This window comes from Paraburkholderia sp. A1RI_3L, assembly GCF_048957895.1.
GTDB lineage: Bacteria > Pseudomonadota > Gammaproteobacteria > Burkholderiales > Burkholderiaceae > Paraburkholderia > Paraburkholderia kururiensis.
This window is the reverse complement of sequence record NZ_JARCHA010000009.1, coordinates 164,066-189,758: the sequence shown is the minus strand read 5'-3', so window position 1 is coordinate 189,758 and position 25,693 is coordinate 164,066. Positions and strand designations below refer to the sequence as shown.

Sequence of the window (25,693 nt, the reverse complement as noted above, 5' to 3'; positions counted from 1 at the left end):
ACGCAAACGAAGCAAACGACGCACGCGCCACAAGCAAAGCAAGCGGCGCGTCCCGTGGTTCCGGCAGGTTCAGTTGACGCCGCTCGCCGCCTTGGGCGCGCCGCCTTCGTCGGGCGTGAGCTGCGCATAAACGTCGTGTGCGATTTCGAGCAGTTCCTTGCGGTTGATGCCGCCCGACACCGCGTAGCCCACGTCGCCGTCGATCCAGTAGAAGACGTTCACGGGGCCGTCCTGATAAAGCTTGAACGCCGTGGTGTTGGTGCTCGTCTTGCGCCGCGAAATGCACAGCGTGATGCGCTCGCCGTTGTGGTCGTGGTACATGAACTGCGCCACGGGGCCGTCGGCGCTGGGCAAGAGCCGGCCGCCCATCAGCTCGAAGCCGGTGCGCGTGAGAACGGGCGGACGCACGTCGGTGCCCAACCGGCTGGACACCCACTTCACGAGTTCCTGCTCGCGGTCGGCGCCGACTTCGACGGGACGCGTCACCTCCGGCGCGTAGACCACGTGCGCGATGGCGGACTGCCGCGCGAACGACTGCCCCGGGTCCGGCGTGAAGCTCGCGTCGCGCACGGGCGCCTGGCCTGCTGCCGGCCCCATGCGGCCCGCCATCATGATGCTGCTGCCGAAGTTGCTGCCAATGCCGATTCCCACGCCCACCAGCAGCGCCGCGGCAATACCCGCGAACTGCGGCCAGTTGGCCGCGTCGCGCCAGCGCCGCTTCGCGGGCAACTGGAGACGCGCCGGCACGGGCTCGTCGAGCACGCGGTCGTAGCGTTCGTGCAGCAGGTTGTTGAGCGAGAAGTAGTGGCTGATGCGGTCCGCGAGTTCGGGCTGCCGCTCCAGCATCTGATCGATCTCGTCGCGGCGCTCGGGCGCGAGCGTGCCGTCCACGTACGCGTGGATCTCTTCTTCGCTGATCGTCGTTTGCCGTTCGTTCATCGCACCACCTTCAGTTTTGCGCTGGATTGCGTGCCCACCATCAAGGCGCGCAGCCGCTCCCGACCCCGCGAGAGCCGCGACATGACCGTGCCGATCGGAATGTCGAGCGCAAGCGCGACATCCGCATAGCTCATTTCCTCCAGCCCCACGAGCAACACCACCTCGCGCTGCTCGGCGGGCAGGCGCTGCAAGGCGAAGTCGAGATCGCGCACCTCCAGCCCGCTGGACGGATTCGTATGCACGGCGAGGTCGTTCTCGAACGTGTGCGCTTCGTCGTCGACGGAAACGTGCGTGGCGCGCCCGGCCGGGCGGCGCATCTGGTTCGCGAAGACGTTGTGCATGATCGTGAAGAGCCACGCGCGCAAGTCCGTGCCGCGCTGGAACTGATGACCGTTGCGCAAGGCGCGCTCCAGCGTGTCCTGCACCAGGTCGTCGGCCAGTTCGCGATTGTGCAGCAGCGCGCGCGAATAGCGTCGCAGGCGCGGTACGTGTTCTATCAGTTCGTCGCGGACACTCATCGTGCTTCCTTTGCGGCTTGGGGCCTCGTGCACGCGCGGGCTACACGCGGATTCACGCGGCGGACGTCGGGGCAAACACGCCTCGCGGTGTTTTATTCCAGCGGCCGTGGTCAGGGTTTTCCGGCCTCGTCACCGTACGCCGATTTCCCCGGCCCTGCGCTGAACCTGTGCATCGTGAGCGCGTCGGCTGCGTGCATCAGCCCGCGTGCCGCGGCCGCGCCCACCAGCACGTAGCGCGTGTGGCCGTCGGTCCAGTACAGCGCGCGCATCGTGCCCTGGCGGTAGGCGCGCCACTGCGGCATGGGTTGCGCGGTGAGGTCCCAGGTGCGCAGCAGCACGACGGGCTCGCCCGCTGCGTTGCGGTAGACGAAGCCCGAGGCGCGGGTGAACCAGCCTTCCTGCACAGCAAGCGGTGCCACGGGGTACAGGCCGACGCTGGAGATATCGGGAGCGATGCCGGCAAGCGTGGCGCCAGCCTCGCCCGAAGCGCGCACGACGCTGCTGGTCTGATCCGCGGCGGCATGCTGCAAGGCCGTGAACGCCAGATCCGCCAGTTCGGCTTGCGGCACGCGTGTCGCGGCTATCAGCAGACCGCCTGCAACCGCGCTCGCGGCGAGCCCACCCGCAAGCACGCGGACGGCACGTCGCGCGGCGGCGCGCAGCCACGCGCGCCAGAAAGCAGCGCCATCGATGGAGCCTGCGTCGCTGTCGTCGGCGGCACGAAAAGCATGCTGCAACTGCGCATTGAGCCGGCCATAGAACGCGACGCGGCGCGCCTCCGAAGGCCGCATTTGCAGATAGCGGTGCAGGCGATCGGCCTGCGCGGACGCTAGTTGGCCGTCGGCGAACGCTTGCAGGTCCGCTTCGGAAAGCGACGGTTCGTGGCGCAGATCGGTGCGGTTCATGGCAGCAGCGGCAGTGGCGCAAAGGTTCGTGGCCCGTCGGGGCCCGTCGGGGCACATCGGGGCACGTCGGGGCACGTCGGGGCGTTGATCGGGATGCTTATCCGGCTAACACGATCCGGCGTGCGTTATTCCCTTGCCGACCTTTCAGGTCTTTCAGGCCCTTTCGGCCAATTCAGGTTCTTTCCGGCCCGGCGCGATCGATTCGCTCCGCAGGCGAACCGTGCCCAGGGGAGAGCCTCCGGGGAGAACGTTAACCGCCCGCACCGCCTCGCTATTCCTGACTCGCAACTTTATTTCGCCTTTCATGGTTTTCGCGGTGGGACCGGGAATATCGGCCCCGTGCTCATGGTTCGCCCGTTGCAATCCGCACCACTCTCAAGGAGTCACCATGAAGCTCTCTTCCATGCTCGTTCTCTGCGCCGCCGCGCTCGCCTCCACCGCCGTGTTCGCCGAAGGCAAGACGCGCGCGCAGGTGTATCAGGAGTTGATCGAAGCCCAGCAGAACGGCCTCGATTTCGTTACGGACACCTCGTACCCCGACGTCAATCCGATCTTCGCCAACGTCGTCGCGCAGCGAAAGCAGCAGCGCCTCGCGCAGCAACCGCAGGCCGCGCCCGGCGTCGCGAATCGCGCCACGTCCGATGCGGCTTCTCAGTAGGCACGTGCGCAAAATTCGCCCGCGGCGGGAATAAGCCGCATCGGGTGCTGTTCACGGGTTCACCCACCCTGCTCAAACGAGGAATACCCGTGAACAGTCCCTTCAACGCTGCGCCGGTCTGCGTGCCATGCCGGCTCGCTGCCATAGGCGCAGTCGTGCTGCTCGCCGGCGGCGCATTCGTCTGGACCGCCGGCTGGCTGACGCCCAAGCGCCTCTCCGCTACCGCTGTAGTCGATCAATTGCAGACCGACGGCGGCACTCACGCCGGCTACCGACGCAATCATGCGAAGGGCCTGTGTTTCGAGGGCCATTTCGAAAGCAACGGTGCGGGCGAATCGCTTTCCCGCGCGGAAATTTTTCGTGCCGGCGTGACGCCGCTCATCGGGCGCTTTTCGATGCCGGGCAGCAACCCGGGCGCGCCGGACAACAGCGTGCCGGTCAAAAGCATGGCGCTGCTCTTCAAGCTTCACGATGGGGAGCAGTGGCGCACAGGCATGAACACGGTGCCGGTGTTTTCGGTACGCACGCCCGAGCAGTTCTACCAGCAGTTGCAGGCGCTGCAGCCGGTTGCCGCTACGGGCAAGCCCGACCCGGCGCGCGTGGCGGCCTTCTATGCGGCCACGCCTGATTCAGCACCACTGCGCCAGTGGATCGCCACGCACCAACCTTCGTCGAGCTTCGCGAACGCCACGTTCTACAGCGTCAACGCGTTCCGCTTCACCAATGCGAGTGGCCAGACGCAAGCGGTGCGGTGGTCGATGGTGCCCGAGTTGCCGTACATGGCGCTCGACGCGCAGACGGTGGCGCACAACCCTGGCTTCCTCGCGCAAGACCTGACTCAGCGGCTCGCCGCGGGGCCGTTGCGCTGGCATTTGATATTGACGGTGGCGGCACCGGGCGACCCGGTCAACGACGCCACGCGCGTCTGGCCGGCCGATCGTCCGCACATCGATGCGGGCACGCTCGTGATCGAGCGCAGCGTTCCGCAGGCGGTAGGTGCGTGCCGCGACGTGAATTTCGATCCCACGATTCTGCCCGCGGGCATCAGTCCGTCGGACGATCCGCTGCTGGCCGCGCGTTCGTCCGCGTATTCCGTGTCGTTCAACCGCCGCACGCGCGAAGAAGCGCAGCATGCCGCGCCGTCCACGCGCGCGAGCAACGAGAACAACGAGGGCAACCCGGGAGACCATTCATGAGGACCACGCGCACCCACTTCAGCCTCGCGGCCCGCGCGCTGCACTGGATCATGGCGGCCGCCATCATCGCCATGCTGTTCATTGGTGTGGGAATGGTCGCAACGGTCTCGCGCGCGCATGACGTGCTGATCGCCATTCACAAACCGCTCGGCGTCACGCTGTTGCTGCTCGTGCTGGTACGAGCCGGCGTGCGGCTCACGCATGGCACGCCGGCGCTACCCGACGATATGCCCGGCGTGCAGCGCGCCGCCGCGAAGCTCTCGCATCTCGCGCTGTACGCCTTGATGCTGGCCATGCCGCTGATCGGCTGGGCGATGCTTTCGGCCGGGGGCTATCCCGTCACGCTGTACGGGCCGTGGCATCTGCCGCCTATCGCACCACACAGCGTGGCGCTCTACGCGACGCTGCGCACGCTGCACACGGTGCTGGGGCTCACGCTGTTCGCGGTGGTGCTGCTGCACCTCGCCGCCGCGCTGTATCACGGGTTGATACGTCGCGACGGCGTGCTCGCCAGCATGGCACGCGGGGAAGGCAGGGTTTGACGGGAAGTTGACGGCCGCTCAGGGCCACTTCGGATCGCGCATCGTGCCCTGCTCGACATAGCGCTGGTGCCACGACAGCGACTCGTTGAGCAGATGCGGCGTGTGCTTGCCGTAGCTTTCGCGGCTCGCGCGCTCGAAGTAGTCCATGAGCATGGGCCGATAGTCGGGATGCGCGCAGTGCTTGATGACCTCGCACGCGCGCTGCTTCGGCGAGAGGCCGCGCAGGTCGGCAAGGCCCTGTTCGGTCACGATCACGGCCACGTCGTGCTCGGTGTGATCCACATGGCTCGCCATCGGCACGATGCGCGAAATCGCGCCGCCCTTGGCCGTGCTCGCGGACATGAAGCACGAGAGATAGCCATTGCGTGCGAAGTCGCCCGAGCCGCCAATGCCGTTCTGGATGCGCGTGCCCATCACGTGCGTGGAATTCACGTTGCCGTAGATGTCGGCCTCGATCATGCCGTTCATCGCGATACAGCCCAGGCGCCGCACCAGTTCTGGATGGTTGCTGATCTCTTGCGGCCGCAGGATGATGCGCTGGCGGAACGTGTCGAGGTTCTTCGCGAAGCGCGTCACGGCGGCGGGACTCAGCGAAAGCGCGGTGGCCGACGCTACGGAGAGCGTGCCGTTCTCGAGCAAATCGAGCATGCCGTCCTGAATCACCTCGGTGAAGGCGGTGAGGTTCTGGAACGCGCCCTTGCCCAGTTCGGCCAGCACGGCGTTCGTGATGTTGCCCACGCCCGATTGCAGCGGCAGCAGCGAGCCCGGCACGCGGCCGTGGCGCACTTCGTGGCGCAGGAATTCGATCAGATGCCCCGCGATCTGCCGCGAAACGTCGTCCGGCTCGGAAAACGCATTGCTGCGGTCCGGCGCGCTCGTCTTCACGACCGCGATGACCTTCTCCACCGGACAGTGCAGCCACGGCTCGCCGATGCGGTCGCCCGGATGCACGAGCGGAATCGGCCTGCGCCGCGGCGGGAGCGCCGTGCCGTAGTAGATGTCGTGCATGCCGTCGAGCCCTTCGGGCTGCTGCTCGTTGACCTCGATGATCACGCCCGCGGCCTGCTCGATCCACGTCTTGTTGTTGCCCACCGAAGTGGACGGAATGAGCTGACCATCGGGTGTCACGCCGCTCACTTCGATGACGGCGACGTCGATCTTGCCGAAGAAGCCGAACCACGCGTGCTGCGCGACGTGGCTCAGGTGAATGTCGAGGTAGTCGATGCGGCCCGCGTTGATCTGCTCGCGCAGCGTGGGGTCCGACTGGTACGGCAGCCGCATCTGGATGCCGTCCACGCGCGCCAGCGCGCCGTCGAGTTCGGGCGCCGTGGAAGCGCCGGTCAATACGCGAATGCGGAAGTCTTCGCCGCGCGCGTGCGACTCTTCGATGTGGCGAGCCAGCGCGGCGGGCACCGCCTTCGGGTAGCCGGCGCCGGTGAAGCCGCTCATGGCAACGGTCATGTCAGGGCGAATCAGCTTCGCGGCGTCTTCCGCCGACATGACGCGTTCGAGGAGTTGAGTGTTCAAAATGCGTGTCGATCCCATTGCGGGTCCTCCAGATGAAATCCTCTGATGCCGGACGGTCCCGCCAGGTACGACGCGTGGTGCGAGTAGGTGGAAGCGGCCCGTGGCCGGCGTAACTTCGTAGCTTTTGTCGAGTGCCTGAATGTTCGACGCTGGGCCGCTTCCGCCGCTTGACGCACGTCAAGCGGTAACGATTCCAGACCTGCAATACAGCGTTACTTGGCCGCAGCCCACAGCGTGCGGCCGAGGAACGTCAGCGTGCGGTCCCATGCCAGTTGCGACCAGACCGGATCGAACTGCGTGGCGGCGATGCGGCCCGGGCCTACGGCCGTTTCGTTGGCGAAGCCGTGATGAGCCAGATAGCGGTGGAATTGGAAGTCGACCTTCGCCTCGGTCAGCTTCGCTTCGAGCCCGTCCACGAGTTCCGGCGTGAAGAAGCCGTCCTGCGAGGCCCAGTGGCCCATTACCGGCACCTTGATCTTCGACGCATCCACGTAGTCGAGCGGCGGGCAGCCGTACCAGAGCACGCCCGCGGAGGCTTCCGGCACGTTGCACAGCGCGAGCACCGTGAGCGCGCCGCCCATGCAGTAGCCCATCACGGCCACGCGCTCCGAATGCTGCTTGAGGTACTGCACGGCGCCGCGGATGTCCTGCGTGGCGGCGTCGCCGAAGTTGAGACCGTCCATCAGGTGATGCGCCTCTTCTTCTTCCACGGTGGATTTGCCGCGATAGAGGTCGGGCACGAGCGCGATGTAGCCGCATTGCGCGAGGCGGTCGGCCACGCCGCGAATCTGGTCGTTCAAGCCCCACCATTCCTGAATGACGACGACAGCCGGCGCGCCCTCGGGCTTTTCCGGCTTGGCCAGATAGCCTTGCAGCTCCTGACCGTCAGGGCGGCGAAAGGGAACCATGGTTCCCGTCGTGGTACCTGCATTCGGCTTCATGCGACGCTCCTTGTTTGAGGGAGTCGCTAGCATAGCGAAAGTGGTGAGGCGGCGTCGGCAGGGCGCGCAGGCGTGTAAGCCACGAGGGTCACGATCGCGGCCGCACCGCTACTCACGCGCCTCTGCGCCATACACCTCGATCCGGTTGCGCCCGCGCGCCTTGGCCGCATAGAGCGCTTCGTCGCCGCGCGAGAGCGACTGGTAGGCGCCGGTATCGTCGGCGCGCATCGAATCGATACCCACACTCACCGTCATCACGATGGCTACGTCGCCGTGCATCATCGGCGTCTGCAACACGCGCTGCTGCACGCGTTGCGCGAGCACGACGGCCGCCTCCACAGACGCGCCGGGCAGCACCATCGCGAATTCCTCGCCGCCCACGCGTCCGACGATATCGCCCGCGCGCACTTCTTCGCGCAGCAGCGCCGCGAAGTGACTAAGCGCGCGATCGCCCAGTGCGTGGCCCCAGCGGTCGTTGAGCGCCTTGAAGTGATCGAGGTCGAACATCAGCACCGCCGACACGTGGCCGCGCACGCCGCGCAGCCGCACCAGTTCGGCCTCGCTCTGCATGATGAAGTGACGGCGATTGGGCAACTGCGTGAGGAAGTCGATAGTGGCGAGTTCCTGCAACTCGGCCTCCACGCGCTTGAGTTCCGTGATGTCCGTGGAGGTGCCCACCATGCGCAGCGCGCGGCCCTCGCTGTCGCGGCTCACCACTTTCCCGCGGCTGCAGATCCACTTGTAGCGCCCGTCCTTGCAACGGATGCGGTGTTCCACCGAGTAAGTCTGCGTTTGATTCTCGAAGTGCGCCTGCATGGCGGCTCTCACGTAATCCACGTCATCGGGGTGCAGACGCGCGATGGCGTCTTCGATGCGATCGGTGAGATCGTGCGGCGCGTAGCCCAGCATGGCTTTCCATTCGAGCGAATAGCGGATGGTGCCGCTCGGGATGTCGCGGTCCCACACGCCGGTGCCGCTGCCCGCGAGCGCGAGCGTCACGAGTTCCGCGCACGCCTCCAGTTCGCCGACGCGTGTGCGCAGCGCTGTCACAGACTCGACGCGTTCGATGGCGTCCGCAGCGAGCCCGGCGAGTTCGTGGAGAAACGCGCGCTGCGCGTTGTCGAACGTGCGCGGCGTGTGGTCGAGCAGGCACAGTGCGCCCAGATGCCGGCCGCTCGATGCCGTGACTGCGCAGGCGGCGAAGAAGCGCGGCCAGCGCGACGGAGCGTCGGACGTGGCGCCCGCCGCCCGCATGGGGATGGTGCGGCTTTGAAAGCGCTCGTCGGCGTGCGTGTCGGGCACGACCACCACAGTGTCCAGCAGGTTTCCGCCCGCCTGGGAAAGCGCGAACAGATCGGGCGGCAGCGCCACGGGCAACGGGCCCGAACTGGCCAGCAGACGCTGCCCGTCGCCACCCGCGCGCGTGAGCAGGGCAGCCGCTACGCCGAAATGCGCTTGCGCGAGCCGGGCCAGCGCGGCCCACTCGGCATCGGCCGGACGAGCGTTCGCCGACGCCTCTACGGCAGGCGGCCTGGCATCGTCATTGGGATCGGCGCACGTGGACATAGGGAACGCGTGTTTAGAAGACTATTGGGCCTGGCTGGGTCTGCCGGGCTCTGCCTGTCAGGTCGGTTTGTTCGGTCCGCCGCGGAATTCATTGATCAGATCAAACGGCCCGTCGAGATGCAGAGCGGGTCAGTTTATAACGGCATTGCGTCGGACGGAATTGAGGACTCGCTGCGCTGCGGCACGCGTGCGGGGGCAGGCTGCATGCGGTCGGCGAATTTTGTTCGCGGCCTGCAATGCGCTATTGTTCGTCGCCACAAAAAAGAGGAAACCCATGAGCGCCATCCGACTGTCCCGCGTCACCCGCGCCGATGCCGCCGACCTGATCGCCGCCAACCGCGCGAACCAGTCGTACCACCTGCCGTGGGTGGCTTCGTTCACGGACGACGCCGGCTTCGACGCCTGGTTCGGCCGCGGCCTGACGGGGCCGAACGTCAATCTCATTGCACGTGAGGCGGCGTCGAGCCGCGTGGTGGGCGTGGTCAACATCAACGAGATCGTTGGCGGCGTTTTTCAGAGTGCCTACCTCGGCTACTACGGCATGCAGGAATTCGGTCGCAAGGGCCTCATGACGCAAGCGCTGCGCGCGGCGATCCGCTTCGCGTTCGGCGATCTCGGGCTGCATCGGCTCGAGGCCAACATTCAGCCTGAAAATCGTGCCTCCATTGCGCTGGTGCAGCGGCTGGGGTTTCGGCAGGAAGGCCTTTCGCCGCGGTATCTGCACATCGGCGGCGAATGGCGCGACCACGAGCGCTGGGCGCTGCTTGCCGACGAAACGCAAATCGCGCCGGACGACAACGCGCGCTGATCGCGCCCCGTGGTCTCGTCGTCCCATCGCCCCATCGTCCCATCGCCCCATCGCGGTAGCCACCACCGGCCGCCCGGCCAAACCGCAAGCCTCAATCACCGCTGCGATCACTGCGATTGCTGCGACTGCTGCGCGCGTCCCGCCGCGAGTTGGTCGTTGCGTTCCTTCAGAAACGCGATGAGCCCATCGATCCCGCTTTCGGTGATCTTGTCGCTGAACTGCTGGCGGTACGTCTGCACGAGCCATGCGCCCAGCACGTTGAGGTCGTACACGCGCCAGCCCTGCGGCGACCGGTAGAGCCGATAGTCGATCTCCACGGGCCGCTCGTTGGTTTCCGCGATCGTGCGCACCACTACGTCGGTGTCCGTGGGGGCGATGTGCATGGGCGGGTACTGAATCTTCTGGTCAGGCTTCAGCTGCGCGAGCGCGCCCGAATAGAGATGGATCAGCAGCAGCCGGAACTGTTCTTCCACCTGCTGGCGCTGCTCGGGCGTGGCGGTTCGCCAGTAGCGGCCCATGGAAAGCCGCGTGGTGCGCTGAAAATCGATGTACGGAAGAATGTCGCGGTTCACGATATCGAGAATGCGCGTCATGTCGTCGGGCTCGATCTTGCGTGTGCGCACTTCGTCCAGCACCTGCTGCGTGGCGGTGCGGATCAGCGCCTGCGGGTCCGACTTGTCGTCCACCTGGGCACGCGCAGCGCTGCTGAACGTGAACACGGCAAAGAGCGCAAACGACACAGCCACAACGGGATTCACGAAGAGTTTTCTCATGGATTCAACCTGAGCAAGGGGTTCATGCAACGGTCACGCAAGCAGCACGTGAGCGTCATATAGGCGTCATGCGAGCAACGCGGTGTGCGCGAGCATTTCCCGGTGCAGCGCTTCGGTTGCGGCGGCGAGCACCCGGCCGTCGCTGCCCATGCCGAGGGGCCGGCCCTTCCAGTCCGTGACCACGCCGCCCGCGCCTTCTATCACCGGCACGACCGCGAGGTAGTCATAAGGCGCGAGCCCGGCCTCCACCACCGCGTCGATGTGGCCCGCGGCAAGCATCGCGTAGCTGTAGCAGTCGCCGCCGAAGCGGCGAAACCGCGCGCGTCGGCTCAGCGTGTCGAAGACCGCGTATTCCTCGCCTGAAAACATGTCGGGAGAAGTGGCCGAGACATTGGCCGCCGCGAGCCCCGTGCAGCCGCTGGTCGTGCAGCGCGTGGCCGCGCCGGCGTCGGCGCCCGTTGAAGCAAAGCAGCCTTCGGCCGTGCCGATCCATCGCTCGCCCAGCGCGGGGGCGTCGATCACGCCGAACACGGGCCGCCCGGCGTCGAGAAGCGCAAGCAGCGTGCCCCACAGCGGCATGCCGCTGATGAAGCTGCGCGTGCCGTCGATGGGATCGATCACCCAGACATGCTGCGCGCCGAGGTTTTGCTGCCCGTGCTCTTCGCCATAGATACCGTGCTCCGGAAACACGGCGGCAATGCGGGCACGGATATGCGCCTCCACGGCGCGGTCCGCGAGGGTAACCGGGCTCTCGTCGGCCTTGGTCTGGATGTCGAGGGGTTGCCTGAACTGGGCGAGCGCGATGCGCCGCGTCTCTTGCAGTACGGCTTCCGCAAAGCGGCGATAAGGATCGCTCGGGTCAGTTGGATCAATTGGGTCGGTCGGTCCGGTCATGGCTTTCATCCTCTGCCTTGCGGGCGGGCCCCACGCCCGCCCGTCGGTCTTGACGCGTCGCCACATGATCCCATAGCCGCCGCCCGTGCGTGCGCGTGCGGGCACGCCGCGCCCGGTTTTGCCGCTTTTTGCTCCTTTTGCTGCGTTAGCGCATATTCCAGCCGGTTGGACGCAGTAGACGACATGATCGCGTCCCCTTAATTCTTCCGACGAATTGCCGTAAACGCGCTCAAGGCCCCGCCGGAGACCCAAAGGACGGTATTGCACACCGTCGCTGCGGCAACAGAGGGCCTCGGCAGCATGCCCCGGCGACTTTTATGCGGTCGGCATCGGCGTGCGCCACCTTCCTTGCCCCTATGCGGTTTGCAACGGTATCGCAAGTCTTCTGCATCCGGCCTGTCCTGGGCCGGCACGCATGGGTCTTGCCGTTCGCGTTGCGCCGATCTCAAGCATCGTTGATATAGGAATTGCGTTACATGAGGATCTCAAACCTGAGAATCGGGGTTCGGCTCAGTTCGGCATTCGGCCTCGTCATCGCCCTGTTGATTGGCACGGCACTGGTCGGTGTCCAGCACCTGGACTCGAGCATGGCCAAGATGGACTCCATCGTCAGCGAACGCTACACGCTGATCGCGCTGAGCAACCAGATCAAGAACAACGGCTACAAGGCCAACGGCATTCTGAGCAACCTCCTGCTCGCCACCACGCCCGAGGCCGCGAAGAAGTACATGGACGACTACGTCGTCATCAGAAAGGCCAATGCCGACGCCTACGCGCAGCTGGAGAAGCTGCTCTCGAGCGACGAGGGCAAGGCGCTCTACAAGGAGCAGTTCGACGCGCGCAGCGCCTACGGCGTGGACGTGCGCAAGTTCTTCGAACTCGTGGCCCAGAACCGCCAGCAAGACGCGCGCGAACTCTACCAGGGCGAACTCGCGCAGCGCCAGGACCAGTACTACGTACTCGTCGACAAGATGGTGGACTACCAGGCGGCCCAGATGCAGAGGGACTCGGACCGCGCGCGTGAAGAAGGCCACAACGCCAAGATCCAGATGGTGCTGCTCTCGCTCACCGCGCTCTTCGTTGCAGTGGCCACGGGCTACGTCATCACAGCCAGCATCACGCGGCCCGTCAACCGCGCCTTGAGCCTTGCCGAAGCCGTCGCGCAGGGCGACCTCACGCACCGGCTGGAGGGCGACTCCGACGACGAGATCGGTCGCCTGCTCGGCGCGCTCAAGCGCATGACCGAAAACCTGCACGGCATCGTGGCGAAGGTGCGCAAGGGCACCGAGACCATCACGATGGCTTCGCGCGAAGTGGCGAGCGGCAACATGGACCTGTCGAGCCGCACGGAGCAGCAGGCGAGCGCACTGGAACAAACGGCGGCGGCGATGGAAGAGCTCACGTCCACGGTGAAGCAGAACGCGGACAACGCGCGCGAAGCGAACCAGGTGGCGTCGAACGCTTCCGTGATCGCGTCGCGCGGCGGCGAAGCCGTGAACCGCGTGGTGGACACGATGAGCGCCATCAACGAGTCGTCGCGCAAGATCGTCGACATCATCAGCGTGATTGAAGGCATCGCGTTCCAGACCAACATCCTCGCGCTCAACGCTGCCGTGGAAGCGGCGCGTGCCGGCGAAAACGGCCGCGGCTTCGCGGTGGTGGCGGGCGAAGTGCGCAGCCTCGCGCAGCGCAGCGCGGTGGCCGCGAAAGAAATCAAGACGCTCATTCAAGACTCCGTGAGCCACGTGGACAACGGCAGCAAGATCGTCGAGGAAGCGGGCGCGACCATTCGCGAAGTGGTGACAAGCATCACGCACGTCACGGCCATCGTGAGCGAGATGAGTTCGTCGAGCCAGGAGCAGAGCGACGGCATCGAGCAGATCAACCACGCCGTCACGCAGATGGACCAGGTCACGCAGGAAAACGCCGCGCTGGTGGAAGAAAGCGCCGCCGCCGCGCAGGCTTTGCGCGACCAGGCCGCGCAACTCACCGACATGGTGGCCGCGTTCAAGCTCGACGACACGTCTTCGTCAGACCGCTGGCAAACCGCTCGCACCACGCGCGGCGCGAGCACGGCCGGCGCACTGGACGTGACGCCGCGGCCGCTGCTGCTCGGCAGCTGACGCAAACGTTTCAAACCCGACAGATACACAAAGAGGACGGAGACACGGGCCGGCCGCGAGGCCGGTCCGCAGATGAAGCAAAGGGGCGCGCGTGCGCGCTCCGGCTGTCTCGCCGCCCGCACGAGGGCACCCGTCCTGCTGACGTATCGCGTCGGCGCCGCGCGCGCCGTACGGACCGGACGTGTGACTCTGGTGCAGACGACGAGATCCGATCAACGGTTTCTCTCGAGTGCCTACCAGACATGTCCAACGACTATTCCGATCACGTTGCCGTTCCGCGGTTTTCTTTCGGCTCGTCGGCCCAGCATGCCGCGGCCGCTGCGGCCGTTCCCGCATTGCAGATTGCGCGGTTCATCGAGGCGCACCGCCACGAGGGCTACCGCATCGCCAACCTCGATCCGCTCGACCTCGCTCCTCGCGCGGACGTGCCTGAACTCACGCCCGCCTTTCATGGGCTCGACCCCGACCAGATCCGGCCTTCGGATAAGGACGGTTTTCCGGCCGCCGTCACCGTCGAAGAACTCGAGCGGCAACTCAAGCGCGTCTACTGCGGCGCGCTCGGGCTGGACACGAGCGGCGTGCGCAGCGAAGCGCGCCGCCGCTGGCTCTTCTCGCGCATGGAGGCGGAGCTGCTGTATCCGCGCGCCGCGCCGGAGCAGAGCGAAGCGGGCAAAGCGCTGCTGCGCCGCCTCGTGGAAGCGGAGATGTGGGAGCGCCTCGTCGCCGCGCGCAACGAACACGCAAAGCGCTTTTCGCTGGAAGGCTGCGAGAGCCTCATTCCGCTCGTCGACGCGCTGATCGAGCACGCCGCTAGCCACGGCGTGCAACAGATGTTCCTCGGCATGCCGCATCGCGGGCGCCTGAATACGCTCGTCAACGTGCTGGGTTTTCCGGCGAAGAAGATGCTGGCGTGCCTCGACCCCGAGTCCGACGTCGCGGCCACGCTGACCGATCTCGCCTACCACCTGGGCAGCACGGCGCGCAAAGCAACGCGCCACGGCAACGTGGACGTGTTCCTCGCGCACAACCCGTCGCATCTGCAAAGCGTGTATCCGGTGGTGAGCGGCATGGCGCGCGCGTGGCAGGACGAGCATCAGGGTGCGGGCTGCGTGCCTGTGGTCGTGCATGGCGACGCCGCGTTCGCGGGCCAGGGCATCGTGATGGAAACGCTGAACCTCACGCGCAAGAGCGGCTACGCGCTGGGCGGCACCATTCACGTCATCGTGAACAACCAGATCGGTTTCACCACGCCGAACCTCATGGACGTCTGCGAGCAGACCTGGTGCACAGACATCGCGCGCATGATCGACGCGCCCGTGATCCACGTGAACGCCGACCATCCCGAAGACGTGCTGCGTGCCGCGCGTATCGCGTTCGACTACCGCATGAAGCACGGCGCGGACATCGTCGTCGACCTGATCGGCTACCGGCGCCTCGGTCACTCCGAGCACGACATTCCCGCCATCACGCAGCCGCTCACGCAGGCCGCGGTGGGCGTGCATCCCACGGTGACAGAGCTGTATCACGACGCGCTCGCGCTCGCCACGCCGCTCGACGCGCTGCGCGACGAAGCGCTGCGAAAGCTGGAGGCGCAGCAGCCGGAAAGCGATCGTGCGGCTGCGGCTGACGCTATGGCACACCGCGCGCCGGGTACGTCGTTCCAACCCGTCTCGCTCGCGCGCCTTCAGTCGTTGACGAAGACGCTCACGCGCGCCCCCGCCGGCTTCCGGCTGCACGAATTCGTGCGCAATATCGCGGCGCGCTGGCAAGCCACGGTCGCAAGCGAAAGCAATGCCGCAGACTGGACCTTCGCCGAAAACCTCGCCTACGCCACGCTGCTCGAAGACGGCCACGGCATTCGCCTTTCAGGCATGGACGTGGGCCGCGGCACCTTCATGCATCGGCATGCCGTGTGGCACGCCCAGGCCGCGCTGCCGGGCATGGGCGGCGTGCATGTGCCGCTCCAGCACATCGGCGAGCAGCAAGGCGCGTTCGATATCGTGAACTCGCCGCTCACCGAAGAAGCCGTGCTCGGTTTCGAGTACGGCTACAGCGTGCAGGCGAAGCGCCGGCTCACGATCTGGGAAGCGCAGTTCGGCGACTTCGCGAACGGCGCGCAGGTCTTCATCGATCAGTACATTGCGGCCGGCGAGTACAAATGGGGCTACCAGTCCGCGCTCGCGGTGCTGCTGCCGCACGGCCACGAAGGCGTGGGACCGGAGCATTCGAACGGCTATCTGGGGCGTTTCCTGCAACTGTGCGCGGGCGGCAATCTGCGCGTGGCGGTGCCGTCAACGTCGGCGCAATGGTTCCATCTGCTGCGCGAGCAGGCCATGGCGCAGCGGCCCGTGCCGCTTATCGTGATGTCGCCGAAGGGACAGCTCTATGGCAATCCGGCCTCGCATGCGCGGCTCGAACAGTTCGTGGACGGCGCGTTCCAGCCGGTGATAGCCGATACGGAGATTACGGATGCCCACGCCGTGACGCGCGCCGTGCTGTGCAGCGGCAAGCTGTTCTACGAACTGCAACGCGCGCGCAACGAGGCGCACGATGCCACAGTCGCGCTGATTCGCGTCGAACAGCTGTATCCGTTTCCGCACGCTGAACTCGCGAGCGAACTGGCGAAGTTCGCCAACCTCACGGAAGTTGTGTGGGCGCAGGAAGAGGACCGCAACCAGGGCGCGTGGCGTTCCGTGCGCGAGGACCTGGAGCGCGTATTGCACGTATTGCGCGAATTGCCCGCAGGCTGCCGTTTGCGCGACGTGTGCCGCACGGCGACGGCGGCAGGCGCGCATTCGTCGATGCGGCCGCACCGCGAGGAGCAACAGCGTCTCGTGACCGAGGCGCTGCGCACCGTGGAGGGCGCACTCATCGGGTAGCATGGCCTTCCACGCCACTCATGCGGCGCGCGGCCTGCCCGCGCGCCGTCGCCACTTCCCGCATGTCGCGCAGCGCAAACCGGCAGCCCGCGCCGACCATCGTGTTCGGCGCCTTCGATCGACACAACTTCGGCGACCTGCTGTTTGCGCATGTCGCCCAACGCATGCTGCCGGGTCGCGACGTGCACTTCGCGGGTCTCGCCGACCGCGATTTGCGTGAGTACGGTGGTCATCGCGTCCACGCGATTGGTCCGCTGCTCGCCACGTTGAAGGGACGCGCGCCGGATGTGATTCACGCGGGCGGTGAGTTGCTCGCGTGCAATGCATGGGAGGCGGCCGTCATGCTCGCGCCGCCGCACGACCTGCAAGCCACCCTCGCGAGCGAAGACGCCTGGAAGCAAGACGGACGCGAATGGGCGCAACGCCGGTTCGGCGTCGCTGCGCTCGCACCTTATGTGCTCTCGCGGGCATCGCTGGGCGGCCCTGGCGAGCGCGACCTGAATCGCGTGATCTTCAATGCCGTGGGCGGCGCCGATCTGGCGTCGCGCGATCCGGCATTGCGCGCCGAAGTGCTCGCCAGTCTTCAAGACGCAAACGACGTGAGCGTGCGCGACCGCGAGACGCACGCCGTCTTGCAGGCCCACGGCATCAAGGCACGGCTCGTGCCCGACCCGGCCGTGATGGTGGCCGAGCTGTTCGGCAAAACGATTCGCCGCCGCGCTGCCGGCAGCATGCTGAAGGCGCTTCACGCCGCTTTCCCGCACGGCTACGCCGCCGTGCAGTTCAGTGCCGACTTCGGCGACGACGCGACGCTCGATACCCTCGCCCGCGAAATCGACTGCATGGCGCGCCGTACGGGCCTTGGCGTGGTGCTGTTTCGCGCGGGCGCCGCGCCGTGGCACGACGACGCCGCCTGCTACGAACGGCTGGCCTCGCGACTGAGCGCGGCGACGTCGGTCAGCGTCTTTGCGTCGTTGAACGTGTGGGACATCTGCGCGCTGATTGCGAAGAGCCGCGTGTATTGCGGCAGCAGCCTGCACGGCAGGATCGTGGCCATGGCGTTCGCGCTTCCCCGCGTCAATCTGCAACGCGCTTCGGCCAGGGAAGCCATAACGAAGCAGACGGCTTTCGCAACGACGTGGGAGCCCGAAGAGATTGCGCCGGCCGCAGTGGGCATCGATGAAATGGCCGACGGCATCGGCCACGCGCTGACCGCACCCGCCAGCCTGCTGCGCGACACCGCCGCGGACCTCGCCCGCCGTTACCGCAAAGGATTCGAGCCCGTGCGCCTGGGCCTTGGCTGATCCGATCGAGCGTTTCAATAAGCACGCAGCCCCTCGCCAGGACTCACGCCCCGCAAGGCGTGGCGGCCATACGACAAGCGGCGCTTGTCGGTTGACGATCGTCCTTTTCGCCGATATCGTTGCCGACCATGTCCGATCGCGAATTCATCCACCCCGGCGTCCTCGTCCGTCAGAACTGCCTCGAACGCTTCAATCTGAGCGTGACGCGCTGCGCCGAGGTGCTGGGCGTGAGCCGCCAGGCGCTCACCAATCTGCTGAGCGGCAAAGCCGGCATCTCCCCCGAAATGGCGCTGCGGCTCGACAAGGCGTTCGGCGGCGGCGCCGAAACGTGGCTGCAACGGCAGTTGCTTCACGATCTTGCGCGGGCCCGGCTGCGGCTGGATGAACTGAACGTCACGCCGATGGTGCCGGAGCAGCAAGGCGCGTTGTTCTAGCGCGCGGGTCCGCGCGATTCGCGCCGCCAGGCCTTTGCCGTCGCGTTTGCTGCACCTGCACTACAATGCATGCCGTCTGATGTGTCTTGCAGGTCTCCCACACCATGTCCCCGTTTTTCCGAGCGTCTTCCTTCCTTCTCCTGCCGCTTCTGGCCGTGCTGGCCGCGTGCTCGTCCACGCCACAGAAGAAGTTCCAGGACGAAGAGCTGTTCAACTCGGGCACGAGCCCGTATCTGCACAACTTCGACAACGACAACGCGCGCACCTGCGAAGCCGCGCGCCGCGCGCTGCTGAGCCAGGGCTACATGACCACCATGACGCGCCCGGACACCGTGGACGCGACGAAGAACTTCCAGCCCGCGAGCGATTCGCACGTGGTCATCGAATTCCACGTGGTCTGCACGCAAGGCGACGCGGCCAATACGAGCGTGGTCTACGCGAACGCGGTGCAGAACGGCTACGAAATGAAGAAGAGCGATACGTCGGCAAGCGTCGGGCTTTCCATTCTGGGTTCGCTCTCGCTGCCTATCCGCTCGAACAACGACGCCATGGTGAAGGTGTCGAGCGAAACGATTCAGTCAGGCACGTTCTACGACCGCTTCTTCGACCTCGTGAGCCGCTATCTGCACAGCGAGGCGCAGTCCACGCCGGTGCCGGGCGGCGCAATCGACGTCACGCCACTGCCGCCGCCCCTCGTGCAGCATGTGACGGCGCCTGCTGCGGTCCCCGTCGCCGCTGTCGCCGCTCCCGTCGCGGCAAGCGCAGCGAAGCCCGCAGCAGCGAGTGTCGAGACGACCGCGCCCGGCAGCGTCTCCGCAACGCAGGCAGCGGCAAGCGGTAGCGCGCCGGCGAACGTGACGGTGCCCGGTTCGACCTCGGTCGTGACGAGCAACACGCACGCGGCAAACGACGTAGCGACCCACGTTGCCAACAGCGGCAACACCGCCACCACGAGTTCCATCGCGACCGCGGCGGCACTCATGGGCGTATCCGCCACAACGAATTCCACGGCCGCCGCCACCGCTACACCCGCCGTCGTCCCCCTTGCACCGGCCGCGCCAGCGGCCAATCAGTGAGCCGCGCGAGAGGATGGGTAGCGCCACGCGCCTGACCATCCCGCTCACACTCTTCACAAATCTTTCCTCGCACGACGGCCAGTAACGGAAGTCATGCACAAGCACGACGCAAGTCGTGCGCGCCGCACGTGCCCCTCACCGCGCCAGCACTTTCACACACACTTCGGCGCACGCGCGTTTAGCCCCTGCAGCAAGGGGCGAAACGCACACCACGCCAGTTCGGCAATCCCCTCTCCTCATCGATTACATCCCGCCGCCGCGCCTCATTACACGCCCCGCGCCGCGAAACGCGCCGTAATTGCCCGCGTTGTCGAAAACCGACAGCGCCGCGCAGCCAATGCGCTTTAATCGCGGCCTGGCGGTCTGCAGAAGACGGTCGCCGGATACGCAACGCATGGCCGGTCTGCAGCGCGGACCCGCTCTCGTCGCCTCTCATTCAGCACTCAAGCAAACGATCTTCGGAGAAGTTTCGATGAAAAAGACACTCATCTCGCTCAGCGCAACCGCGACGCTCGCGCTCGCGGGAACGGCCCACGCACAAAGCAGCGTGACGTTGTACGGCCTGATCGATGCGGGCATCACGTACACGAACAACCAGGGTGGCCACAGCAACGTTCAGGAAACGAGCGGCGCGGTGAACGGCAGCCGCTGGGGTCTGCGCGGCGCCGAAGACCTGGGCGGCGGCCTCAAGGCCGTGTTCACCCTCGAAAACGGCTTCAGCATCGCCAACGGCAAACTCGGTCAAGGCAGTCGCGAATTCGGCCGCCAGGCATTCGTGGGTCTCGCCAGCTCGCAATACGGCGCGCTCACGCTGGGCCGCCAGTACGATTCCGTGGTCGACTACCTCGGCCCGCTCGCCCTCACCGGCACGGGCTACGGCGGCACCCAGGCTGCGCACCCGTTCGATAACGACAACCTCGACAACTCGTTCCGCGTCAGCAACTCGGTGAAGTACCAGAGCGTGAACTACGGCGGCCTGAAGTTCGGCGGTCTGTACGGCTTCTCGAACGATGCGGGCGGGTTCGCCACCAACCGCGCGTATAGCCTCGGTGTCTCGTACAACTGGAACTCGCTCAACGTTGCGGCCGGCTACCTGCAACTGAACAACAGCGGCACCTCGCTCAACTCGAGCGGCGCCGTCAGCGACGACGCCACCTTCACCGCGAAAACGCAACGCACTTGGGGCGTGGGCGCGAACTACGGCTTCGGCGGCGCAACCGTCGGTCTGCTCGTCACACAGACGCACCTGAGCAGCCTGACGGGCATCGGCTCGTCGGCATCGGGCACGTCGAGCGGTCTCACACTCGCAAGCGGCAGCGCACGCTTCAACAACTACGAACTGAACGGCCGCTATCAGCTCACGCCGGCCCTGTCGGTGTCGGGCGCGTACACGTACACGGACAGCCGCATCGCAGGCGTGAGCCCGAAGTGGAACCAGTTCACGCTGCAGACCGACTATGCGCTCTCGAAGCGCACGGACGTGTACCTGGAAGGCGTGTACCAGCACGTGAGCGACACGGGTAACAGCAGCATCCACGCGGTGATCAACGGCCTCTCGACGTCGGACACGAACCAGCAAGTCGCCGTGACGGTGGGGCTGCGTCACCGGTTCTGAGCGTTATGCGTTTGAGGGTCGAGGCGCTGGAGCTTTGAAGTATTGAGGCTTTGAATCCCGGCTCATCGGACGCGAGAAGCCGTAGCAAGCAGGAAGGGCGAAGTCCGGATAACCGGACCTCGCCCTTTTTCCTGATGCAGCGTGTTGTGCAGATCAATCGCGCCGTGCCAAACGCGCACCGCGATTCAATCCTCCGCCCGCACGCCCATGAGCAATGCCACCCCGCTCGCAAACAGCAACAGCGCCAGCAGATACAACGCGTTGTCCATGCTGCCCGTGTGCGTCTTGATGAGCCCGATGGCCCACGGGCTCACAATGCCGCTCGTAATGCCGATGCTGCTGATCATCGCAATGCCGGAGGCCGCAGCATTGCCCGAGAGCCACGTGGGCGGCACGGTCCAGAAGATAGGCAGCGCCGCGAAGATCAGCACGGCCGCGACAGAAAGAATCGCGAGCATCGCAGCGAGGCTCGACAGATGCAGCGTGAGCAGCGCCAGCGCGATGCCGCCGCCCACGGTGCACGTCGCAAAGTGCCAACGTCGTTCGCCGCGACGGTCGGAACGACGCGCGATGAGCATGAGCCCCACTGCGCCGACAGCGTTCGGAATCACGGTGTAGAGGCTGATCCACAGCACGTCGTGCACGCCGAAGTCGCGGATCATCAGCGGCATCCAGAAATTGAGCGTGAGCGATGCGCACGTCAGCGAAAAGTAGATGAACGCGAAGAGGTACACGCGCGGGTTGCGCAGGGCATCGGCGAACGAGCGCGACGAATGCGCGTGGCCTGCCGCGCGATGGTCCGCATCGCGCTGTGCGATGAGATAAGCCTTCTCGCTCGCGGTGAGCCAACGCGCGGCCTGCGGTCCGTCGACGAGCCACCAAGCCGCCATCAAGCCCAGCAATACGGCGGGCACGCCTTCGATGGCGAACATCCATCGCCAGCCTTCAAGGCCCAGCGTGCCGCTCATGTCGCGCATGATCCAGCCGGAGAAGAGCCCGCCCAGCACGCCCGCCACGGCCACGCCCGCAAAGAACACGGAGAGCACGGCTGCCCGCCGACGCGCGGGATACCAGTAGGTGAGATACAGCACGATGCCAGGAAAGAAGCCTGCCTCGAAGACACCCAGCGCGAAGCGCAGCACGTAGAAATGCGTGGGCGTGGAAACGAACATCATGGCCGTGGAGGCGAGACCCCACAGCAGCATGATCCGCGTGAACGTGCGCCGTGCGCCGAAGCGCGCGAGCAGCATGTTGCCGGGCACCTCGCACAGCACGTAGCCCACGTAGAAGACCGCTGCGCCCAGGCCATACATGGCGTCGCTGAAGCCCAGGTCGTGCTTCATCTGCAACTGCGCGAAGCCGATGTTGATGCGGTCCAGAAACGACACGACATAGCAGACGAACAGGAACGGCACGATGTGCCACGAGACCTTCCTGTACAGCGCATCGTCGTGGGCATGAGCGACGGGCTGCGCGACGCCGGGCGATGCGCTTCCCTCGGACCCGAGGTCCGATGCAATCGATTGAGGCATGTGTCTCTCTCCAAACAGGGATGAACCCGGAGCCGGGTTTGTCTCGATGCGGCGTCTCCTGCGCCGCTGGTCGTGGGCAATGCGGTTGTGTCTGGGGTCAGGCCGCCATGGGATGCGGCACAGAGGGCGCCTGCGGCGGCTCGCAACCGGGGCGCTGCTGCGCCAGCGCACCTTCGCGCGCGATACGCATGGCTTCGGTCAACGTCTCGTAATCGCCGATGTGATTGGCGAGCAGCAGGATCAATTGCGCGTTGGCGGACTGGCTCTGCGCGTCGTCCAGATCGCGATGCATCTCGATCAGCGCCTCGTAGAAATCGTCGGGGCGCGCGAGGTTCGGTTGAGTGTTGAGTGTCATCTGTCTCCTCCTTATGCCGTGCCGGCCACGCACAGTGCGCGTTTCAGGGCGCTTTCCACGCGGTCCGCATCCGTGTGCCGCCAGCGTGCGCAGACGTGCTGGTCAGGGCGAATCAGATAGAACGTGCCGGGTGTCGCGTCGTAACGTGCAGCCGCAAGGCCTTCCACGTCGCGCAAAACTATGGCCGATGACGGCAAGCCTTCGGGCACGTTCGCGCCATCGCTCACCACAGCGACGATCTTCGTCGGCACTGCGCCTTGTTCGATGCGTTGCAGCGCTGCCTGCGTCTGCGCGTCGAGCCGGTCGTCGTCACCGCAAAACAACAGCCCCGTGAACGACTCTCCAAGCCAGTGCAGCAACCATGCAGACGCGCCCTTTACCTCTGCCGCCGGGGAAGATTCGCCGCACACCTGCACCGGCGCGTCACAGCACGCAGCGCCCGGCATCATCTGGCCAGCGAAGTGCTCCGCATCCGGCGTATTGAGCACCGACTCGTGCAGCACCGCGGGCACCGAGAGCCGTCCGCTGTTCACGAGTTGGCGCGCAAACGCGTGGTCGCGCGCCAGCGTGAGCACGGCGTCGCGGAACACGCGGCTCACGGCGCTCTTCGGCGTGATGAAGTCGGTGGAGCGCGTCGAGTTGCGGATGTTCTCGTCCGCCGCGTATTCGCGTTCGCGGGCGTAGGTGTCGAGCAGCGCGTCCGTGGCGCGCCCTTCCAGCACCATCGCGAGCTTCCATGCGAGGTTTTCCGCGTCCTGCACGCCGCTGTTCGCGCCGCGCGCGCCGAACGGCGACACGCCGTGCGCCGAATCGCCCGCGAACAGCACCTGGCCGTGACGGAAGCTGTCCATGCGCAGGCACGAAAACGTGTAGACGCTCACCCATTCCAGTTCGAACTTCGCATCGGGACCGAGCAGTGCGCGCACGCGCGGAATCACGCGCTCCGGCGTTTTTTCGAGCACCGGGTCCGCGTCCCAGCCAAGCTGGAAGTCGATGCGCCAGACGTTGTCGGGCTGCCGATGCAGCAGCACCGACTGGTTCGGATGAAACGGCGGATCGAACCAGAACCAGCGTTCCGTGGGGAAGTCGGCTTCCATCTTCACGTCGGCAATCAGGAAGCGGTCCTTGAACGTGCGGCCGTGGCTGTCCAGACCCATGAGCTTGCGCACCGGGCTGCGCGAGCCATCGGCCGCCACGACGTAGCGCGCACGCAGCGTGTAGGCGCCGTCGGGCGTTTCCACGGTGAGCGTCGCGCCGGCATCCGGCGAGCCCGGCGTGCCGTGTTGTTCGATGCCCGTCACGCGGCTCTTCCAGCGCAGATCGATTTGCTCGAACGCCTGCGCGCGTTCCACGAGAAAGCCTTCCAGGTAGTACTGCTGCAAGTTGATGAACGCCGGCCGATGGTGGCCGCTTTCGGGCAGCAGATTGAACGTGTAGACCAGTTCGTCTTTGAGAAAGACCTTGCCCACGTTCCAGCTCACGCCCTTTTCGACCATGCGCTCGGCGCAGCCCAGACGGTCGAAGATGTCGAGCGTGCGCTTGGAAAAGCAGATGGCGCGCGAGCCCGTGGAGAGCGTGCAGTCGTCGTCCAGCACGACGACCGGCACGCCGCGCTGCGCGAGGTCGATGGCCGTGGCAAGCCCGATGGGCCCCGCACCCACGACCACCACCGGATGCACGTTCGCTTCACTGCCTGGCTGTAGTTCGGCACATGGCTTGTACTCGAACGACAGCGTCTGATAGTTGATCATGTTTCGTCTCCACCCTTCTCTTCCTCGCGCTTTTTTCGCTCTGCCTCGCGTTGCGGTGCGATGTCTTCTGGCGCGGGCCAGCCGCGCGCGAGGCCGTTGTTCGCGCGCCGGTCTTAGCCCTGCAATGCCTTCCACATTTCCTTATCGCGCTCGGCGGTCCAGATGCGCGGATGCTCGATGCCGCTCGCCTCGTCGTAGGCGCGCGTCACGTCGAAAGGCAGGCAGTGCTCGTAGATGAAGACGTTGCCGAACTTCGGGTCCATCGCTTCACGCGTGAGCGCCATCGCGCCCTTGAGGTCCATCTGCTTCGCCACTGCCGCGCGGCCTTGCGCGAGCAGCGTGGTCACGAAGTCCTTCGTGTAGTCGAGCCCCTTGTTCACGTCTTCGGGCGTGGTGAGCGCGGGCCCACGGCCCGGCACGAGCTTTTCCGCGCCGAGCGCACGCAGTGCTTCGAGCGTGGCGGGCCACTGCGCGAGTTGCGCGTCGCCGCAGTAGCAGGCCGCGTCGTATTCCACGAGGTCGCCCGAGAACAGCACCTTCTGCGAGGGCAGCCACACCACCGTATCGCCCTTCGTGTGACCCGCGCCCAGGTGCGCGATGCGCACTTCGAGCTTGCCGAGAAACAGCGTGATTTCGCGCTCGAACACGAGCGTGGGCCACGTGAGGCCCGGCACCGTTTCGACACCGGCAAAGAGACGCGGAAAGCGCTCGATCTCCGACTTCATGTCCGCCTCGCCGCGCTCCACGATCATTTCGTAGGTGCCGCGGCTTGCGATGATCTGCTGCGCGCCCTCGGCGAAATACGCCGAAGCACCCAGCACGCGCACCGCGTGATAGTGCGAGAGCACGACGTATTTGATGGGCTTGTCGGTGATGGTGCGGATCTTCGCGATGAGGTCTTGCGCCATCGCGGGCGTGGCCGTGGTGTCCACGATCAGCACGCCGTCGTCGCCGACGATCACGCCCGAGTTCGGGTCGCCTTCGGCCGTGTAGGCCCAGGCGTTTTCAGAAAGCTGCGTGAAGGTGATCTGCTTGTGCTCCAGGTCGGCCTGCGAAGCGAATGCCTTTGCCATCGTCTGTCTCCGTGAAAGTCGTGAACGAGGCGAGAGGCCGTGCCGCAACGCAGCACACCGATGAGCGCGCGCGGGCAGCGCCGCGCCGGCATGGCGGGAATGTCTCGCCCCGGTTGGACTGGTTGAGTGGCTGTTGTGTCGGGGTGAATCCATCATAGGACGTCGCCTTGTTATTTGTCAATAACGAATGTTGTTGCTATACGCTAATCTCCAGACGCGGTGCCGCGGACCGCACTACGGCAGCCCTACAGCGCCCGCCGGCATGCGGGAAACCCCGAAACCTT

General features: G+C 66.0%; 22 protein-coding genes. 10 read left to right on the top strand and 12 right to left on the bottom strand.

Features of this window, described 5'->3' with window-relative positions; genetic code table 11:
• Window positions 1-69 precede the first annotated feature (69 nt).
• From PXJ20_RS23155 to PXJ20_RS23145, 3 genes are all read right to left on the bottom strand, one after another.
• On the bottom strand, window positions 70-939 hold the full coding sequence (locus PXJ20_RS23155) for an anti-sigma factor (RefSeq protein ID WP_421031673.1): 870 nt from the start codon (window positions 937-939) through the stop codon (window positions 70-72).
• On the bottom strand, window positions 936-1,457 hold the full coding sequence (locus tag PXJ20_RS23150) for an RNA polymerase sigma factor (RefSeq protein ID WP_017773964.1): 522 nt from the start codon (window positions 1,455-1,457) through the stop codon (window positions 936-938). Before PXJ20_RS23150 ends, PXJ20_RS23155 begins: the two co-directional genes overlap by 4 nt.
• A 110-nt stretch (window positions 1,458-1,567) precedes the next feature.
• A complete protein-coding gene (locus PXJ20_RS23145; protein ID WP_421031672.1) occupies window positions 1,568-2,362 on the bottom strand; it encodes an anti-sigma factor family protein in 795 nt (264 codons plus the stop codon).
• 388 nt (window positions 2,363-2,750) lie between these two features.
• On the opposite strand from PXJ20_RS23145, the gene PXJ20_RS23140 reads away from it, so the two are divergent.
• The 3 genes from PXJ20_RS23140 (at window position 2,751) to PXJ20_RS23130 (ending at window position 4,758) form a co-directional block, all read left to right on the top strand.
• Entirely contained in the window at window positions 2,751-3,020 is a 270-nt protein-coding gene (locus tag PXJ20_RS23140) for a DUF4148 domain-containing protein (protein ID WP_277598884.1), read from the top strand.
• Between the two features lie 89 nt (window positions 3,021-3,109).
• Window positions 3,110-4,216, top strand: coding sequence for a catalase family peroxidase (locus PXJ20_RS23135; protein WP_421031671.1), 1,107 nt, complete (start codon window positions 3,110-3,112; stop codon window positions 4,214-4,216).
• Window positions 4,213-4,758 (top strand): cytochrome b, encoded by a 546-nt coding sequence (locus PXJ20_RS23130; RefSeq protein WP_421031670.1) that lies wholly within the window; start codon window positions 4,213-4,215, stop codon window positions 4,756-4,758. Before PXJ20_RS23135 ends, PXJ20_RS23130 begins: the two co-directional genes overlap by 4 nt.
• Window positions 4,759-4,776: 18 nt before the next feature.
• Here PXJ20_RS23130 and PXJ20_RS23125 read toward each other — a convergent pair whose 3' ends face one another.
• The 3 genes from PXJ20_RS23125 to PXJ20_RS23115 form a co-directional block, all read right to left on the bottom strand.
• Window positions 4,777-6,303, bottom strand: a complete 1,527-nt coding sequence (locus PXJ20_RS23125) for an acetyl-CoA hydrolase/transferase family protein (RefSeq protein WP_017773969.1) — start codon at window positions 6,301-6,303, stop codon at window positions 4,777-4,779.
• A gap of 194 nt (window positions 6,304-6,497) precedes the next feature.
• Window positions 6,498-7,226, bottom strand: coding sequence for a dienelactone hydrolase family protein (locus PXJ20_RS23120; protein ID WP_017773970.1), 729 nt, complete (start codon window positions 7,224-7,226; stop codon window positions 6,498-6,500).
• Window positions 7,227-7,334: 108 nt separating this feature from the next.
• Window positions 7,335-8,792 carry a diguanylate cyclase gene (locus PXJ20_RS23115; RefSeq protein ID WP_421031669.1) on the bottom strand — a complete coding sequence of 486 codons (1,458 nt, stop codon included), beginning with the start codon at window positions 8,790-8,792 and terminating at the stop codon, window positions 7,335-7,337.
• 274 nt (window positions 8,793-9,066) lie between these two features.
• Here PXJ20_RS23115 and PXJ20_RS23110 point away from each other — a divergent pair, with 274 nt between their 5' ends.
• Window positions 9,067-9,600 carry a GNAT family N-acetyltransferase gene (locus PXJ20_RS23110; RefSeq protein WP_277598890.1) on the top strand — a complete coding sequence of 178 codons (534 nt, stop codon included), beginning with the start codon at window positions 9,067-9,069 and terminating at the stop codon, window positions 9,598-9,600.
• Window positions 9,601-9,707: 107 nt separating this feature from the next.
• Here the strand turns inward: PXJ20_RS23110 and PXJ20_RS23105 are convergent, their stop codons facing one another.
• Entirely contained in the window at window positions 9,708-10,373 is a 666-nt protein-coding gene (locus PXJ20_RS23105; RefSeq protein ID WP_421031668.1) for an MlaC/ttg2D family ABC transporter substrate-binding protein, read from the bottom strand.
• 66 nt (window positions 10,374-10,439) lie between these two features.
• The gene (gene hisN, locus PXJ20_RS23100; RefSeq protein WP_421031667.1) at window positions 10,440-11,276 is read right to left on the bottom strand and encodes a histidinol-phosphatase; all 837 of its coding nucleotides are present in this window, start codon (window positions 11,274-11,276) and stop codon (window positions 10,440-10,442) included.
• A 467-nt stretch (window positions 11,277-11,743) separates the two neighbouring features.
• Here hisN and PXJ20_RS23095 point away from each other — a divergent pair, with 467 nt between their 5' ends.
• The 6 genes from PXJ20_RS23095 (at window position 11,744) to PXJ20_RS23070 (ending at window position 20,698) form a co-directional block, all read left to right on the top strand.
• Entirely contained in the window at window positions 11,744-13,390 is a 1,647-nt protein-coding gene (locus PXJ20_RS23095) for a methyl-accepting chemotaxis protein (RefSeq protein ID WP_421031666.1), read from the top strand.
• A 242-nt stretch (window positions 13,391-13,632) separates the two neighbouring features.
• Window positions 13,633-16,269, top strand: coding sequence for a 2-oxoglutarate dehydrogenase E1 component (locus PXJ20_RS23090; protein ID WP_421031665.1), 2,637 nt, complete (start codon window positions 13,633-13,635; stop codon window positions 16,267-16,269).
• A gap of 62 nt (window positions 16,270-16,331) precedes the next feature.
• Window positions 16,332-17,573, top strand: coding sequence for a polysaccharide pyruvyl transferase family protein (locus PXJ20_RS23085; protein WP_421031664.1), 1,242 nt, complete (start codon window positions 16,332-16,334; stop codon window positions 17,571-17,573).
• Between the two features lie 128 nt (window positions 17,574-17,701).
• Window positions 17,702-18,007: a HigA family addiction module antitoxin gene (locus PXJ20_RS23080; protein WP_017773979.1), complete on the top strand. Its 306-nt coding sequence runs from the start codon at window positions 17,702-17,704 to the stop codon at window positions 18,005-18,007.
• Window positions 18,008-18,111: 104 nt separating this feature from the next.
• Window positions 18,112-19,083, top strand: a complete 972-nt coding sequence (locus tag PXJ20_RS23075) for a DUF2242 domain-containing protein (RefSeq protein ID WP_421031663.1) — start codon at window positions 18,112-18,114, stop codon at window positions 19,081-19,083.
• 472 nt (window positions 19,084-19,555) lie between these two features.
• Window positions 19,556-20,698, top strand: a complete 1,143-nt coding sequence (locus tag PXJ20_RS23070) for a porin (protein WP_277598896.1) — start codon at window positions 19,556-19,558, stop codon at window positions 20,696-20,698.
• 185 nt (window positions 20,699-20,883) lie between these two features.
• On the opposite strand, the gene PXJ20_RS23065 is transcribed toward PXJ20_RS23070, so the two are convergent.
• From PXJ20_RS23065 to PXJ20_RS23050, 4 genes are all read right to left on the bottom strand, one after another.
• Window positions 20,884-22,230, bottom strand: a complete 1,347-nt coding sequence (locus PXJ20_RS23065; protein ID WP_421031662.1) for an MFS transporter — start codon at window positions 22,228-22,230, stop codon at window positions 20,884-20,886.
• A 97-nt stretch (window positions 22,231-22,327) separates the two neighbouring features.
• A complete protein-coding gene (locus PXJ20_RS23060) occupies window positions 22,328-22,585 on the bottom strand; it encodes a DUF2783 domain-containing protein (protein ID WP_421031661.1) in 258 nt (85 codons plus the stop codon).
• Window positions 22,586-22,596: 11 nt separating this feature from the next.
• A complete protein-coding gene (locus PXJ20_RS23055; protein ID WP_421031660.1) occupies window positions 22,597-24,336 on the bottom strand; it encodes an FAD-dependent oxidoreductase in 1,740 nt (579 codons plus the stop codon).
• Window positions 24,337-24,449: 113 nt separating this feature from the next.
• Window positions 24,450-25,409, bottom strand: coding sequence for an MBL fold metallo-hydrolase (locus PXJ20_RS23050; RefSeq protein ID WP_421031659.1), 960 nt, complete (start codon window positions 25,407-25,409; stop codon window positions 24,450-24,452).
• Window positions 25,410-25,693 lie beyond the last annotated feature (284 nt).

What these genes read in the sequence shown, in the direction of transcription:
- PXJ20_RS23155 (WP_421031673.1), bottom strand. Translation starts at nt 939, where the DNA reads ATGAACGAACGGCAAACGACGATCAGCGAAGAAGAGATCCACGCGTAC.
- PXJ20_RS23150 (WP_017773964.1), bottom strand. Translation starts at nt 1,457, where the DNA reads ATGAGTGTCCGCGACGAACTGATAGAACACGTACCGCGCCTGCGACGC.
- PXJ20_RS23145 (WP_421031672.1), bottom strand. Translation starts at nt 2,362, where the DNA reads ATGAACCGCACCGATCTGCGCCACGAACCGTCGCTTTCCGAAGCGGAC.
- PXJ20_RS23140 (WP_277598884.1), top strand. Translation starts at nt 2,751, where the DNA reads ATGAAGCTCTCTTCCATGCTCGTTCTCTGCGCCGCCGCGCTCGCCTCC.
- PXJ20_RS23130 (WP_421031670.1), top strand. Translation starts at nt 4,213, where the DNA reads ATGAGGACCACGCGCACCCACTTCAGCCTCGCGGCCCGCGCGCTGCAC.
- PXJ20_RS23125 (WP_017773969.1), bottom strand. Translation starts at nt 6,303, where the DNA reads ATGGGATCGACACGCATTTTGAACACTCAACTCCTCGAACGCGTCATG.
- PXJ20_RS23120 (WP_017773970.1), bottom strand. Translation starts at nt 7,226, where the DNA reads ATGAAGCCGAATGCAGGTACCACGACGGGAACCATGGTTCCCTTTCGC.
- PXJ20_RS23115 (WP_421031669.1), bottom strand. Translation starts at nt 8,792, where the DNA reads ATGTCCACGTGCGCCGATCCCAATGACGATGCCAGGCCGCCTGCCGTA.
- PXJ20_RS23110 (WP_277598890.1), top strand. Translation starts at nt 9,067, where the DNA reads ATGAGCGCCATCCGACTGTCCCGCGTCACCCGCGCCGATGCCGCCGAC.
- PXJ20_RS23105 (WP_421031668.1), bottom strand. Translation starts at nt 10,373, where the DNA reads ATGAGAAAACTCTTCGTGAATCCCGTTGTGGCTGTGTCGTTTGCGCTC.
- hisN (WP_421031667.1), bottom strand. Translation starts at nt 11,276, where the DNA reads ATGAAAGCCATGACCGGACCGACCGACCCAATTGATCCAACTGACCCG.
- PXJ20_RS23095 (WP_421031666.1), top strand. Translation starts at nt 11,744, where the DNA reads ATGAGGATCTCAAACCTGAGAATCGGGGTTCGGCTCAGTTCGGCATTC.
- PXJ20_RS23090 (WP_421031665.1), top strand. Translation starts at nt 13,633, where the DNA reads ATGTCCAACGACTATTCCGATCACGTTGCCGTTCCGCGGTTTTCTTTC.
- PXJ20_RS23085 (WP_421031664.1), top strand. Translation starts at nt 16,332, where the DNA reads ATGTCGCGCAGCGCAAACCGGCAGCCCGCGCCGACCATCGTGTTCGGC.
- PXJ20_RS23080 (WP_017773979.1), top strand. Translation starts at nt 17,702, where the DNA reads ATGTCCGATCGCGAATTCATCCACCCCGGCGTCCTCGTCCGTCAGAAC.
- PXJ20_RS23075 (WP_421031663.1), top strand. Translation starts at nt 18,112, where the DNA reads ATGTCCCCGTTTTTCCGAGCGTCTTCCTTCCTTCTCCTGCCGCTTCTG.
- PXJ20_RS23070 (WP_277598896.1), top strand. Translation starts at nt 19,556, where the DNA reads ATGAAAAAGACACTCATCTCGCTCAGCGCAACCGCGACGCTCGCGCTC.
- PXJ20_RS23065 (WP_421031662.1), bottom strand. Translation starts at nt 22,230, where the DNA reads ATGCCTCAATCGATTGCATCGGACCTCGGGTCCGAGGGAAGCGCATCG.
- PXJ20_RS23060 (WP_421031661.1), bottom strand. Translation starts at nt 22,585, where the DNA reads ATGACACTCAACACTCAACCGAACCTCGCGCGCCCCGACGATTTCTAC.
- PXJ20_RS23055 (WP_421031660.1), bottom strand. Translation starts at nt 24,336, where the DNA reads ATGATCAACTATCAGACGCTGTCGTTCGAGTACAAGCCATGTGCCGAA.
- PXJ20_RS23050 (WP_421031659.1), bottom strand. Translation starts at nt 25,409, where the DNA reads ATGGCAAAGGCATTCGCTTCGCAGGCCGACCTGGAGCACAAGCAGATC.